Origin of the sequence: Psychrobacter sp. N25K4-3-2, from assembly GCF_015351755.1 — a bacterium.
GTDB lineage: Bacteria > Pseudomonadota > Gammaproteobacteria > Pseudomonadales > Moraxellaceae > Psychrobacter > Psychrobacter glaciei.
In genome coordinates this window covers 646,641-660,678 of sequence record NZ_JADKLX010000002.1, presented here as the reverse complement: position 1 = coordinate 660,678, position 14,038 = coordinate 646,641, and the positions used below count along the sequence as shown (strand labels likewise).

Genomic DNA, 14,038 nt, shown 5'->3' with positions numbered 1-14,038 from the left:
ACAGTGCTTTAATCTAAGAATAGTGCTTTGCTCAAAGAATAGTGCTTTGCTCAAAGAATTATAGTTTTGAAAAAAGATAAGTTAATCAATATATTACTGCCAAATGGCACACCAAAATGCTGTAATATTTCAGTGCAATGATAGTCAGTGTTTAGACCGTCAATGTAGTGTGATAAAGCGTGATGAGTGAGGAAAGATAGAAGATTATGAAAATTGTTTCCGACAAAATGCCAAAAGTAGATGTGGCAAGTATCCTTACTGCTGAGGAAATTGCTGCCATTCATGAGTTTATGCATCATTACCCACAGGCGCGTGCCGCCTCGCTAGATGCGCTGAAAATTGTGCAAAAGCGCAACGGCTGGGTCGATGATGCGCAAGTGAATGCTATCGCTAATATCTTAGATATTCCGATGTCAGATATGGACGGCGTTGCCACGTTTTTCAACCGTATCTATCGTCAGCCTGTCGGTCGCCACGTGATTCTTATTTGTGATTCAGTGGCTTGTTATTTGACAGGTTATGAGGTGTTATCGGCTGAAATCAGATCGCAACTAAACATTGAGTATGGTCAGACGACCACTGATGGTCGTTTTACGCTATTACCGATTTGCTGCTTAGGTAACTGTGATAAAGGGCCTGCGGTGCTGATAGACGAAGACACTTATGGCCCTGTCCAGCCCTCCGAGGTCGCGCAATTATTGGAGCTATACGCATGAGTTTAACGATTTCAGAGCAAATTGCTCGTCGCGGTCAAGGCCAAGCGCCAAGCCAGCTAAATGCACAGCGTGTTCCAATCTATGGTGATAAAGCCACAGCGACTAGCGAAACCAAGCCGTTAACATGGCGTCTAGCACATCATGATGCCGTACTCGATCTTGCCACTTATGAATCGTTGCAAGGTTTCACTGGTTTAAAAGAAGCCTTATCTAAATCGCCCAAAGCAGTCGGTGATATGATTAAAGCTGCCAACGTCAGAGGTCGCGGCGGTGCGGGCTTTAACGCTGGTTTGAAGTGGACATTTATGTCGCCACCAGACGGTTTGCCGCGCTATCTCATCTGTAATGCTGATGAAATGGAGCCGGGCACCTTTAAAGACCGTCTACTGATGGAACGTCTGCCATTTCAGCTTATCGAAGGTATGTTGATTACTGCGCATGCTATCGGTGCAACTGACGGTTATATCTTTATCCGCGGTGAGTACATTTTAGCTGCTCAGCGCTTGGTTACTGCTATCGAAGAATGCTTGGCCAATAATCTAATGGGCGATAACATTCTCGGCTCAGATTTTAGCTTTAATCTGCATGTACATACTGGCGCTGGGCGCTATATATGTGGTGAAGAGACAGCATTGATTAACTGCTTGGAAGGTCGCCGTGCTAACCCGCGCACCAAACCACCTTTTCCGCAAATCTCTGGTGCATGGGGCAGACCAACGGTTGTCAACAACGTTGAGACTTTATGTAATATGCCAGCCATCCTAAATCATGGCGTCGAATGGTATCAGTCGTTGTCTGACGTTAAAGGCAAAAGTAAAACGCCAGGCACGAAACTGTTTGGTTGTTCAGGCTTGGTCAATGACCCCGGTTTGTGGGAGCTACCATTTGGTTATACCGCTCGTGAAATCATCGAAGATTTGGCTGGTGGTATGAAAGACGGCAAAAAGCTTAAAGCATGGTTGCCGGGCGGCGCATCGACTGACTTTTTGACCGCTGATCATTTAGATGTGGTCGTAGACTTTGACACCATTCAAGAAGCGGGTAGCCGTATGGGTACGGGGCTAATTATGGTCGTCGACGAAGCGCAAGATATGGTGCCACTATTACGTAATCTCGAGATTTTCTTTCAGCGCGAATCCTGCGGTTGGTGTACACCATGCCGTGATGGCCTACCGTGGGGCGTTAAACTGCTTACCGCTATCAATGATGGTGAAGGGCAAGTGGGCGATGTCGAAAAACTAGAAGGCCTTACGCGTGACTTATGGATTGGTAAAACATTCTGTGCGCATGCACCGGGCGCGATGGAACCACTGATGAGTGCGATTAAATATTTCCGTCCTGAATTTGATCAAAAAATCGCGCAGGCGGTTGGTGTCGATGTCATTGATGCGGCAGCCAATCAACAGCCAGAAGTGAAATAAGGAGAGCGGCATGGCAGTCATACATATTGATGGAACCACTGTCGAAGTAGATAGCGCAGATAACTTGCTACAAGCCTGCTTATCACTCGGCATTGATGTGCCGTATTTTTGTTATCATCCAGCCCTTGGCTCAGTGGGCTCGTGCCGTCAGTGCGCGGTCAAGCAATTCCAAAATAAAGAAGACATGGAAGCAGGTCGCGGTCGTCTCGTGATGTCATGTATGGTCGCTCCTGGCGATGACATGTACATCTCAGTCACTGACGACGAAGCCAAAGCATTTCGCAAGTCGATGGTTGAGCTACTGATGACTAACCATCCACATGATTGTCCAACTTGTGAAGAGGGCGGCCATTGCCATTTGCAAGACATGACTTATATGTCAGGTCATAGTCGTCGTCGTTATCGCTTTACCAAACGCACGCATCACAACCAAGAGCTTGGTCCATTCATCGCGCATGAGATGAACCGTTGTATCGCTTGCTATCGCTGTGTACGATTTTATAAAGACTACGCAGGCGGCGAAGATTTGGGCGTTTATGGCTCAAACAATCGCGTCTATTTTGGCCGTGATAAAGATGGTCAGTTCGAAAGCGAATTCTCAGGCAACTTAACGGAAGTATGCCCAACCGGTGTATTTACTGACAAAACACATTCAGAGCGTTATAACCGTAAATGGGACATGCAGTATGCGCCAAGCATCTGTCATGGCTGCTCGGCTGGCTGTAATATCTCACCAGGTGAGCGTTATGGTGAATTGCGCCGTATCGAAAACCGCTATAACGGTGAAGTAAACCGCTATTTCTTGTGTGACCGTGGTCGCTTTGGTTATGGCTATGTCAATCGTGAAGATCGTCCAACGCAAGCGCTTGAACGTATCAATGATAAGCATGTCAAAATCAATATTGACTACGCACTCGATGAAACCATTAAGCGTATCAAAGATAAAAAAGTCATCGGTATTGGCTCACCACGTGCCAGTTTAGAGACCAACTTTGCGCTAAAAAATCTCGTTGGCTTTGATAACTTCTCAACAGGTTTGAACCATCAGCAGCAAGCACTGGTCAATAAATGTATCGAAGTGCTCAGCACTGAAGGCATCTATAACCCAAGTATGACAGACATTGAAAGCCATGATGCGGTATTAGTATTGGGTGAAGATATCACGCAAACTTCATCACGTGTTGCGCTGTCAGTACGTCAAGCTGCAAAAAATGAAGGCCTGAAAATGGCAGCGGCGTTGCAAACGCAACCTTGGCTTGCTGAACCAGTCAAGCGTATTGCTCAAGATGCGTTAAGCCCAGTCTATGTCATCGATGTAACGCAAACTAAGCTAGAAGACATCAGTAAAGTAAGCGTAGTGGCGACCCCTGAAGACATCACTAAACTTGGCTTTAAAGTCGCTGATGAGATTGCTAGTTTCGCTGATGATTTAGCAGAAATAGCAGATCCACAAGCGGCTGAACAAGATGCCAATATTGATACCAGTACTGAGACTGACGGTATGCAAGCGTTAGCGAAGCAAATCGCTTATGACTTGATTCAAGCAGACAAGCCACTGGTCATCTCAGGTAGTAGTTTGTCTTCTACCGCATTGATAGAGGCAGCTGCACAGATTACTCAGGCATTAACGAAAAAACGCGCGGCAATCAAAGCGACTGAACAGCATCAAGTTGAAACGCATAACGCCAAAGTAAATGCGGCAACGCAACAAGCACAAACCGATCAGCCTGAAGAAGACCAAGAGCTATCAGCCAAACCAAATAAGCCTGAAACGGGTGTGAATACAGAAGTGCAGGACGATATAGAGCGTGAGCCTGCTGAAAAACTTGAGCTGAAAGAAGTAAACAATAAGTATCAGGCACAAGCAGGTATCTACTTAACGGTTACCGATGCTAATAGCATGGGTGTGTGCATGCTCGGCGGACAATCAGTCGAAGAGCTGTTAGCGACTGATTTCGATGTGGTTATTGTCGCTGAAAATCAGCTGACTGATGCCATCGATGCCAATAAACTGACGCAGTTACTATCTGATAAAACCGTCATTGCACTCGATCATCAGTTGCTTGATTGGCATAAAGATGTCGATATCGTATTGCCAGCTGCTAGCTTTGCAGAAGCAGACGGCACATTGATATCTGCTGAAGGCCGTGCGCAGCGCTTCTTCCAAGTCTATGATAACGAATATTATCATCCGATGAGCAGTATCAAAGAAGGCTGGCGCTGGTTGCATGCAGTGCATAGCAGCATCGAAGGTCGTGATGTCGATTGGACGCAGCTAGATGATGTTATCAATGCGTTGATTGCCACGCATCCTAAGCTTGCTGGTATCAAAGGCGCTGCGCCTGATGCTGACTATCGTATGACGGGTCTTAAAATTGCTCGTCAGCCACGTCGTTACTCAGGTCGTACTGCTATGCGTGCGCCGATTTCAGTGCACGAGCCAATGCAGCCAAAAGATTTGGATACGGGCTTAACCTTCTCAATGGAAGGCTATAGCGGTAAAGAAACGCCAAGCTCGATGATTCCTTTTGCCAATGCGGCAGGCTGGAACTCACCGCAAGCGTGGAACAAATACCAAGACAAAGTCGGCGGTCATCTGAAAAATGGCGATCCAGGTGTACGCTTATTTGATCAGCTAGCACGTTTAGAAACACGTCAATATGTTGCGCCAGAAGCGATGTCTGCGACGACGACTGATATGCAGCAAGGCCAAGCCAAATTAGTGCCTATCTATAATATCTACGCCAGTTCAATGATGGCCTCACGTAGTCCAATCGTCGCAGAGCAACTGCCTGTTGCCGCATGGCGTATCGGTATGGATGATGCCAATGACTGGAATATTGCTGCTGGTGATTATTTGGCAATTGAGATTGATAAACAACAAATCACCTTGCCAGTACAAATAGTCGGTTATTTAGCAGAAGGTTGTATCGGTTACCCAGTCGGGCAGGTGAGTATCATTCACCCATCGATGCCAGCGTCGGTACGTAAAGTTGATGCGCCAGTGACCATGATGGGTAGTATGGCTGACGATAGGTCTTTGATAAATAATGATGCTGGAAACGGCATGAACGATAATAATGCCGCGCAAATGAATACAGCGCCGACCATCACACAGGAGGTGTAATATGCAAGTTACCCGTATTATCCCTGATGTGCCAAGCTTTTTGGCGAGTAGCATGAGCTTTGATGCTTGGTCTATTCTTTTTTTGGTCAGCCAATCGCTGGTCATCTTTTTAGTAGTGGTCATCGTTGCCGCTATGATGATTGTCTATGAGCGCCGCATGCTGGCCTTATGGCAAGACCGTTACGGTCCAAACCGAGTTGGGCCTTTTGGCTCATTGCAGCTGGTCGCAGATATGCTCAAAATCTTCTTTAAGGAAGATTGGACACCAAATTTCACCGATAAGTTTATGTTTACCTTGGCACCTGCGGTCGCAATGTTTACCGCATTGGCTTCATTTGCCATTATTCCTATCTCACCAACACTTGGTGTGGCTGATTGGGATATTGGTATTCTGTTCTTCTTTGCCATGGCCGGTATTGCTGTCTATGCAGTGATGTTCGGTGGTTGGGCATCTGCTAACAAGTTCTCGTTATTGGGTGGCTTACGTTCAGCGGCGCAAACCATCAGCTATGAAGTCTTCTTAGGTTTGTCGTTGATGGGCGTCGTCGCCTTGACCGGTTCTTTTAATTTACGTGAGATTGTCGAGTCACAAATTGACGGCTGGTATATCATTCCGCAGTTTTTTGGATTTTTGACCTTTGTGGTCGCTGGTGTGGCTGTTACGCATAGGCATCCATTTGATCAACCAGAAGCAGAGCAAGAGCTTGCCGAGGGCTATCATGTCGAATATTCTGGCATGAAGTTCGGGATGTTCTTTATTGGGGAATATGTCAACGTCGTATTGATTTCAGCATTGATGACTTGTCTGTTCTTTGGTGGTTGGCTTGCGCCTTTTAATTTAGATATTCCATTTATTCCACCAGCTTTTTGGTTCATGATTAAGACGCTGTTCTTTATGACCATGTTTATTTTGGCTCGAGGCTCACTCATGCGTCCGCGCTATGATCAGGTGATGAACTTTGGCTGGAAAGTCTGCCTGCCAGTAACGTTGATTAATTTATTAGTTACTGCCGCAGTCATTTTGATCTTTTCGCCAACGTTGTAATCATTACTAGCCATCATTGATGAACTAGGGTAAAGCTGATAAGGATAATAATCCCATGTTTACTAGCATAAAAAAGATCGTCATTGGCCTATTTACCATTGTCCGCAGCATGTGGATGGTCAATAGCCATGCGATTAGACCGCGTGACACCATTCTTTATCCTGAAGAGCCGGTACCTGTACCACCGCGCTTTCGTGGACGTATCATATTGTCTCGCGACCCTGATGGTGATGAGCGCTGCGTTGCTTGTAACTTATGCGCCGTGGCATGCCCGGTCGGCTGTATCTCATTACAGAAAGCGGAACGTGAAGACGGTCGTTGGTATCCGGAGTTTTTCCGAATTAACTTCTCGCGCTGTATCTTTTGCGGCCTATGTGAAGAAGCCTGTCCGACAACAGCGATTCAAATGACGCCCGATTTTGAGCTGGGTGAATATAAGCGCCAAGATTTGGTCTATGAAAAAGAGCATTTGCTGATTTCAGGACCAGGTAAGTATCCCGATTATAACTATTATCGTGTGACGGGTATGGCAGTCGCGGACAAACCGAAAGGCGCGGCACAAAACGAAGCTGCACCGATTGATCTAAGGAGCTTGCTGCCATGATGAATATTTTGAATAGTCCTGAATTGGCAGGATTTTATGCACTTGCTGCCGTGGCTATCTTTGCCAGTCTACGAGTAGTCACCCATGCCAATCCGGTACATGCAATTTTGTCGATGATTGTATCTTTACTAGCAGTCGCTGGCATATTTTTCGTACTCGGTGCGCCATTTGCTGGTGCGCTAGAGATTGTCGTATACGCTGGGGCAATTTTGGTGCTTTTCGTTTTTGTCATCATGATGCTCAATTTGGGCATGCGTAATGATGAGCGTGAAGAGCGCTGGCTCGATGCGGGCACTTGGGCCGTACCGACAGGATTGACCATTATTATCGCGGTTGTGCTCTATGCGATGATTGGTCTCAATCACGACGAAGCTGCTGTTATTGGCGGGGTCAGTGTTTCCTCTAAAGCGGTAGGTACTGCATTATTTAGCAAATATATTATGTTGGTAGAAATCGCTGCTTTACTATTACTAGCGGCGCTAGTGGCTGCTTATCATGTGGGTAAAGAGTCATCTGATGATGAAATTGTCGGTAATGACAGTCAAGACTTTAAGCCTAGTGTGGGCAGTATCAAGCAATACGATAACGAAAGCACTCATACAGAATATGATGCGGTAAAAATGGCTAAACCCTACGAATATAAAGATGTCGATCCGCATGACTACGTTGGTAAGAAGGTAAGTATGCAAGTGGGTATGAAGAAAGTCACGCGCAAGGAGTCAGACTGATGGTACTAGCAGCAAGCGTGGCACAAGATGTGTCGAACGTGCCGTTTGCCCATGAGGTAGCAGGCTTAGTACAGCCCGCTGCCGCGGCGCAAAATGTACTGGGTATGATACCCATGAGCCATGGACTGATTTTGGCGGGTATTTTATTCGCCATTGGTCTGTGCGGTGTCATGGTACGGCGTAACTTTTTATTTATGCTAATGAGCCTTGAGATCATGATGAATGCGGCAGCATTAGCATTTGTGGTTGCAGGCAGTCGCTGGGTCGATCCAGATGGACAAATTATGTTTATCTTTATTTTGACGTTGGCCGCCGCTGAAGCCTCTATTGGTCTGGCAATATTATTGCGTTTTTATCATCAGCGTGGGCATCTCGATGTCGATAGCGCCAATGAGATGAAAGGATGATGTCATGAGTTTATTACCATTAACCTTTATATTCCCGCTCGTTGGCTTTTTAATTTTAGCCTTTATGCGTGACAAATTATCAGAGCAAGTGGCCGCGATGGTCGGTGTTGGCAGTATGCTGCTATCAGCACTATGCACATTGGTGGTCAGCTATACCTTTTTAACCAGCAATCCAGCAGGTACGGTCATTGAGATTCCGCTATGGACGTGGTTCCAAGTGGGAGACTTTGCACCAAAATTTGGCTTGAGCTTTGACGGTTTGGCATTGACGATGACGGGTGTTATTACCGGCATTGGTTTTTTAATCCATCTGTTTGCCGCTTGGTATATGAAAGGCGACACTGGCTTTGCCCGTTTCTTTAGCTATATGAACTTGTTCGTCGCCAGCATGCTATTGCTGGTATTGGCGGACAATTTATTTTTGCTTTATCTCGGTTGGGAAGGCGTCGGTATCTGTTCTTACCTTTTGATTGGCTTTTATTATCATGATAGAGCCAATGGTCGCGCAGCGATGAAAGCCTTTACGGTCACGCGTGTTGGCGATGTGTTTTTAGCGTTTGGTTTGTTTTTATTGTTCCGTGAATTTGGCACGCTTAATATTCAAGACATTATTACGCGCGCGCCAGAAGTCTTTGACATCAATAATCCAACGATGATGCTAACCACCATGATGTTGGTCGGCGGTGCAATGGGTAAGTCAGCACAGTTGCCATTACATACTTGGCTTGCTGATGCGATGGCAGGTCCGACACCGGTATCAGCGCTGATTCATGCGGCAACGATGGTAACAGCAGGCGTTTATTTGATCGCCCGCCTACATCCATTGTTTGAGCTGACGCCTGGTATCTTATTGTATTGGGTTGGCGGTGTAGGGGCATTGACGTTAGTCGTTGCTGGATTCTGTGCGCTGGCGCAAACTGATATTAAACGTATCCTTGCCTATTCAACCATGAGCCAAATTGGCTATATGTTCCTAGCGCTCGGCGTGGGTGCTTGGCAAGGTGCGATCTTCCATTTGATGACGCATGCTTTCTTTAAAGCCTTGTTATTCTTGTCATCAGGTGCGGTCATTCTTGCAGTACACCATGAGCAAAACATCTTTAAGATGGGTGGCTTACGTAAAAAGATACCATTGGTGTTTTGGTGTTATATCGTTGGTGGCGGTGCACTTGCAGCGATACCTTGGGTCACCGTTGGTTTTTATTCTAAAGAAGCAATTCTTTGGGAGACCTATGCAACCGGTCACATGGTCTTATTTTATATGGGTGTATTCGGTGCTTTCTTAACGGCACTTTATACGTTCCGTATGATTTGGATCATATTCTTTGGCGAAGAAAAAACGCCTGCGCACAAGTTGTCAGGGATATCTTATTGGTTGCCGCTGACTGTATTGCTGGTGCTATCAACTGCGGTTGGCGCATTGATTACGCCACCATTGCAAGGGGTGCTGCCAGAGAGCGTTGGTCATTTATTAGAAGTTGCTGGTCAAGCGCATGCCAAGCACACCGCAGAGTATATCGCGATGGGTGCAATGGCGGCAGGTTTGATATTGGCGGCACTATTATATGTCGTGGATAAAGGTCGTCTGCTTACCAGCTTTAAGCGCTCACGTATTGGTGGGGCGCTATATCACTGGTGCTATCACGGTCTAGGCTTTGACGCGCTATACGATATAATTTTTGTAAAACCCTTTTTGTTCATCGGCCGCTTATTTAAAGCCGATCCTGTTGATAAAACGTGGCTTTTATTACCTAAGCTGGCTTCAGCAGGTAATAAGATATTGTCTGCGACGCAAACAGGGTCACTTCGAGGCTACGCTACAAGCTTTGGCTTGGGTATTGCTGTATTGCTGGTGCTGGTAATGATGACGGTGGTATAAGATGATAGAGTTACAACAAACGTGGATGCTACCAGCATTGATTGCGATTCCGTTTATTGCGGGATTGCTATGTTGGTTGGTAGAGCGAGTTAATAAACGTCTGCCGCGCTGGATTGCTTTAATCGGTATGACGTTGACCTTTGTATTGTCACTGGTACTGTGGCAATACGGTGATTTTGGCGGTATGAGCAAGCAGGTAATTGCACCAGATTCGGCTGTGCCTTGGGTCGCTGAATTTAGTGTGCCGTGGATACCGACTTTTGGTATTAGCTTTCATTTAGCCTTAGATGGCTTGTCGCTCATGATGGTGGCCTTAACCGGTCTACTGGGTATTGCAGCGGTTGCCTGTTCATGGAATGAGATCCAACGTCGTGTTGGTTTCTTCCATCTGAACTTGCTATGGAGCTTGGGCGGTGTCATCGGTGTTTTCTTGGCCATTGATCTGTTTTTGTTCTTCTTCTTCTGGGAGATGATGCTGGTTCCTATCTACTTCTTGATCGCCATTTGGGGTCATGATGTGGTCGGTGGCAAGACCAAAGAATACGCGGCAACCAAGTTCTTTATCTATACTCAAGCGTCTGGGCTTATCATGCTCATTGGCATATTGGTATTGGTCATTATCAGCTACGCGCAAAAAGGCGTGGTCAGCTTTAATTACAATGATTTGCTCGGTACGTCGCTCGGCGGTTGGGAATACCCCATCATGCTATGCTTCTTTATTGGCTTTGCGGTCAAGCTGCCGATTGTTCCTTTTCACGGCTGGCTACCTGACGCGCATGCGCAGGCACCAACGGCTGGTTCGGTTGATTTGGCAGGGGTACTGATTAAGACAGCTGCTTATGGTTTGATTCGTTTTGTCTTACCGTTATTCCCAGCAGCATCACAAGATTTTGCGCCGATTGCGATGACTTTAGGTACGATTGGCATCTTCTATGGTGCTTGGTTGGCCTTTATGCAAACCGATATGAAGCGTTTGCTGGCTTATACCAGTATCTCGCACATGGGTTTTGTGGTCTTGGCAATCTATGCTGGCAGCTTACTCAGCTTGCAAGGTTTGATGATTCAGATGTTAGCGCACGGCTTAAGTTCGGCAGCATTGTTCATCATGGCAGGGCAGTTATACGAGCGTCTACATACTCGTGATTTAACCTTGATGGGCGGCATGTGGGGACAATTCCGCTACTATGCACCCATATTGATGTTCTTCTGTGCCGCCTTATTGGGTATCCCAGGTACAGGGAACTTCATCGGTGAGTTCATGATTTTATTAGGCGCATTTGCCCAGTATCCTGTGTTTGTGGTATTAGCCACTTTCAGCTTGGTATTGGCAGGATTGTACTCGCTGATCTTGATCCATCGTGCATTATTTGGTACCAATAATATTGAAGCATTGGCCATGCGCGAGACCAAATCACACGGTTTGCCGAACCGCAAATTAAAAGATTTAGGCAAACGTGAGCTGTCGTTATTACTGATGTTGGCCGCTGGTTTGGTCTGGCTCGGACTGTATCCGCAGCCATTCCTTGATACCTCAAGCCACGCTATGCAATGGATCAACAATGCCTATATATATAGTCAAGTGACACAAGTAGATGCATCGCAGCTGCTTGATGCAATGGAGGCACGTTAAGTCATGAATGAATTTACGATGAATGATTTGATGGGACTGATGCCTTATGCACCGATCATTGCCGTCGTCATTACGGTATTGCTGGTAATGATCGCCATCACCATTAAACGCTCACATATTGTGACGGGTACTATTACGGTCGTCGGCCTAAACATTGCTCTGTTCACTTTAATTGGGCAAATGGCAGGCATAATCACCAGTGGCTCGGAGTTACCAATCGCTGAACAGCTTTTTGTGATTGATAACTTCGCGCAGTTCAATATGGTGGTAATACTGATCTGTGCGCTGGCTTGTTGTACTTTATCTTACGCCTATTTGGCCGATTTTAAAGACAATAAAGACGAGTTGTACTTGCTGATGCTGCTATCGACCACGGGCGCGCTGCTCATGGTGTGTGCTCAGCATATGGCATCGTTCTTTATGAGCTTAGAGCTGCTCTCAGTACCATTGTACGGTCTGCTGTCTTATACTTACATGCGCAACCGCTCGCTGGAGTCAGGACTTAAATATCTGGTACTGTCAGCGACGGCATCGGCCACCTTGCTGATGGGCATGGCCTTTATCTATGCACAAGTTGGCTCATTGGCTTTCAAGCCGATTAGCATCATGCTGGTCGATGTATTTGAGTCGCCATTATTAATACTTGGCGCGGCAATGATGATGTTCGGTATTGCCTTTAAACTGTCGGCAGCACCGTTTCATATGTGGACGCCCGATGTTTACGAAGGCGCACCTGCACCTATCGCGACTTTCTTAGCCTCAGTATCCAAAGTTGCTATGATGGCGCTGGCGGTACGATTCTTAATCGATACCTCTTTATTGGCGTTGCCGTCGGTACAAATGCTATTGATGGTCATGGCGACCTTATCTATTTTGGCAGGTAACTTGTTGGCGGTTCGTCAAACCAGCCTCAAACGTCTATTGGGTTATTCTTCAATTGCGCATATGGGTTATGTGCTGATCGTGATCGTCAGTATTGGTTCAGCCGCAGATAGTATCTCTAGCATGTATATGGCGGTTTATGCCTTTACCTCTATCGGTGCCTTTGGTGTCGTGACCTTGATGTCGAGCCCGTATCGCTTGGCTGGTGAAGCGGATGAGCTGACCCACTATCAAGGACTGTTTTGGCGTCGTCCAGTGTTGACTGCTGTCATGACCATTATGATGTTGTCATTGGCTGGCATTCCACTAACGGCAGGCTTTATCACTAAGTTATTTGCCATACTAGCTGCTGTACAAGGAGCCAATTGGTTCTTAGCAGCGATGATTATCTTAGGTAGTGCGATTGGCTTATTCTATTACTTACGTGTCTTACTTACACTGTTCAAACGTCCTAAGCAATTCATTGAGTTTGATGTTTCTGGGCAATGGGGCATTCGCACTGGTGGTATTATGGTGATAGCGGTGACTGCGATGATAGTCTTCTTTGGTATCTTGCCGAACACGCTGATTGAATGGGCAAGTTTGGCACGTATTTGGTAATACCATTATAGATGTAAGGTAAGTCGCCGCATTTGTATGGTGCTGCTTATCTGCTGTTACGCTTAGAAAACCCAGGTGCGCCAGCTTTATGATAAGCTTGGCGCATCTTTTTTTATTGTTTAAATTCTTATAAAAATAAATTTAATAAAGTATAAGTGACGAATGATTATGAGTGACAATATCCAAACCGTAACTGTTCTGAGTAAGACTACTTGGACACCAAATCTGTTTAGCTTTACGGTCAGCCGTCCTGACAGCTTTAAATTTACAGCGGGGCAATTTGTACGTTTGGGCGTCAACCCGAGTCAATTACAGTATTATCAGCAGCAAGATGAGGCCTCTAGCGATGTATCTGATGCTGCATTAAATGAAGATGTTTTTCGTGCTTATTCGATTATTTCTTCTCCCTTTGACGAGGTGTTAGAGTTTTTCTCTATCGTCATTCCTGATGGTGCGTTTACTTCGCAGCTGCAACATTTACAAGTGGGCGATGAGCTATTGCTCAATACGATGCCGTTTGGTTTTTTAACCTTAGCGCGTTATCAAAAACCATTGCCCAAAGATTTATGGCTGCTCGCAACAGGTACTGGCCTTGCACCATTTTTATCCATGCTACAAGACTTGCAAACGTGGCAGGACTACGAGCACATTGTATTAGCCTATAGTGCGCGGTCGATAGAAGAGCTGGCTTATGTGGATAAGATAGAAAGTCTACAAGAAGACTTTGGCACGTTAGTAGATAATCCAGCCAAATTAATCTTCATTCCTATTGTTACTCGTGAGCCAGTTGAGGGCGCACTGACAGAGCGTCTACCAAAACTGCTATTAGACGGCACGCTACAAGAGCGAGCGGGCATAGCGTTAGACACTGATAGCACGCATGTCATGCTGTGCGGCAATCCAGACATGGTAGAGGATACCAAAGAGACGCTAAAGTCATTAGGGTTGGTGATGAATCGTCGCGGTGAGGGCAATATTGCGGTCGAAAACTACTGGTAG

The 14,038-nt window shown here is 46.2% G+C and carries 11 protein-coding genes; all 11 read left to right on the top strand.

The genetic code is table 11. From position 1 onward, the window contains the following. Window positions 1-206: 206 nt before the first annotated feature. Window positions 207-716: an NADH-quinone oxidoreductase subunit NuoE gene (gene nuoE / locus IOD06_RS07765; protein WP_194620359.1), complete on the top strand. Its 510-nt coding sequence runs from the start codon at window positions 207-209 to the stop codon at window positions 714-716. After that, window positions 713-2,137, top strand: a complete 1,425-nt coding sequence (nuoF, locus tag IOD06_RS07760) for an NADH-quinone oxidoreductase subunit NuoF (RefSeq protein ID WP_194620357.1) — start codon at window positions 713-715, stop codon at window positions 2,135-2,137. The genes nuoE and nuoF overlap by 4 nt, the downstream gene beginning before the upstream one ends. A 10-nt stretch (window positions 2,138-2,147) precedes the next feature. Next, complete coding sequence (gene nuoG / locus IOD06_RS07755) at window positions 2,148-5,264, top strand: NADH-quinone oxidoreductase subunit NuoG (RefSeq protein WP_194620355.1); 3,117 nt, start codon at window positions 2,148-2,150, stop codon at window positions 5,262-5,264. Window positions 5,265-5,316: 52 nt separating this feature from the next. Further along, a complete protein-coding gene (gene nuoH / locus IOD06_RS07750) occupies window positions 5,317-6,309 on the top strand; it encodes an NADH-quinone oxidoreductase subunit NuoH (RefSeq protein WP_189586605.1) in 993 nt (330 codons plus the stop codon). A 55-nt stretch (window positions 6,310-6,364) separates the two neighbouring features. Then, on the top strand, window positions 6,365-6,913 hold the full coding sequence (gene nuoI / locus IOD06_RS07745) for an NADH-quinone oxidoreductase subunit NuoI (protein WP_189586455.1): 549 nt from the start codon (window positions 6,365-6,367) through the stop codon (window positions 6,911-6,913). Then, on the top strand, window positions 6,910-7,641 hold the full coding sequence (gene nuoJ, locus IOD06_RS07740; protein ID WP_194620353.1) for an NADH-quinone oxidoreductase subunit J: 732 nt from the start codon (window positions 6,910-6,912) through the stop codon (window positions 7,639-7,641). Before nuoI ends, nuoJ begins: the two co-directional genes overlap by 4 nt. Before the next feature lie 98 nt (window positions 7,642-7,739). Next, window positions 7,740-8,048 carry an NADH-quinone oxidoreductase subunit NuoK gene (nuoK, locus tag IOD06_RS07735; RefSeq protein ID WP_025653102.1) on the top strand — a complete coding sequence of 103 codons (309 nt, stop codon included), beginning with the start codon at window positions 7,740-7,742 and terminating at the stop codon, window positions 8,046-8,048. Between the two features lie 4 nt (window positions 8,049-8,052). Beyond that, the gene (gene nuoL, locus IOD06_RS07730; RefSeq protein ID WP_194620351.1) at window positions 8,053-9,927 is read left to right on the top strand and encodes an NADH-quinone oxidoreductase subunit L; all 1,875 of its coding nucleotides are present in this window, start codon (window positions 8,053-8,055) and stop codon (window positions 9,925-9,927) included. 1 nt (window position 9,928) lies between these two features. After that, complete coding sequence (gene nuoM, locus IOD06_RS07725) at window positions 9,929-11,557, top strand: NADH-quinone oxidoreductase subunit M (RefSeq protein WP_010198913.1); 1,629 nt, start codon at window positions 9,929-9,931, stop codon at window positions 11,555-11,557. A gap of 3 nt (window positions 11,558-11,560) precedes the next feature. Continuing rightward, entirely contained in the window at window positions 11,561-13,039 is a 1,479-nt protein-coding gene (locus IOD06_RS07720; RefSeq protein WP_010198916.1) for an NADH-quinone oxidoreductase subunit N, read from the top strand. Between the two features lie 168 nt (window positions 13,040-13,207). After that, on the top strand, window positions 13,208-14,038 hold the full coding sequence (locus IOD06_RS07715) for a ferredoxin--NADP reductase (protein ID WP_194620349.1): 831 nt from the start codon (window positions 13,208-13,210) through the stop codon (window positions 14,036-14,038).

Excerpts from the sequence above, each read along its gene's own strand:
- nuoE (WP_194620359.1), top strand. The coding sequence starts at position 207 with ATGAAAATTGTTTCCGACAAAATGCCAAAAGTAGATGTGGCAAGTATC.
- nuoF (WP_194620357.1), top strand. The coding sequence starts at position 713 with ATGAGTTTAACGATTTCAGAGCAAATTGCTCGTCGCGGTCAAGGCCAA.
- IOD06_RS07720 (WP_010198916.1), top strand. The coding sequence starts at position 11,561 with ATGAATGAATTTACGATGAATGATTTGATGGGACTGATGCCTTATGCA.
- nuoM (WP_010198913.1), top strand. The coding sequence starts at position 9,929 with ATGATAGAGTTACAACAAACGTGGATGCTACCAGCATTGATTGCGATT.
- nuoH (WP_189586605.1), top strand. The coding sequence starts at position 5,317 with ATGAGCTTTGATGCTTGGTCTATTCTTTTTTTGGTCAGCCAATCGCTG.
- nuoL (WP_194620351.1), top strand. The coding sequence starts at position 8,053 with ATGAGTTTATTACCATTAACCTTTATATTCCCGCTCGTTGGCTTTTTA.
- IOD06_RS07715 (WP_194620349.1), top strand. The coding sequence starts at position 13,208 with ATGAGTGACAATATCCAAACCGTAACTGTTCTGAGTAAGACTACTTGG.
- nuoG (WP_194620355.1), top strand. The coding sequence starts at position 2,148 with ATGGCAGTCATACATATTGATGGAACCACTGTCGAAGTAGATAGCGCA.
- nuoJ (WP_194620353.1), top strand. The coding sequence starts at position 6,910 with ATGATGAATATTTTGAATAGTCCTGAATTGGCAGGATTTTATGCACTT.
- nuoI (WP_189586455.1), top strand. The coding sequence starts at position 6,365 with ATGTTTACTAGCATAAAAAAGATCGTCATTGGCCTATTTACCATTGTC.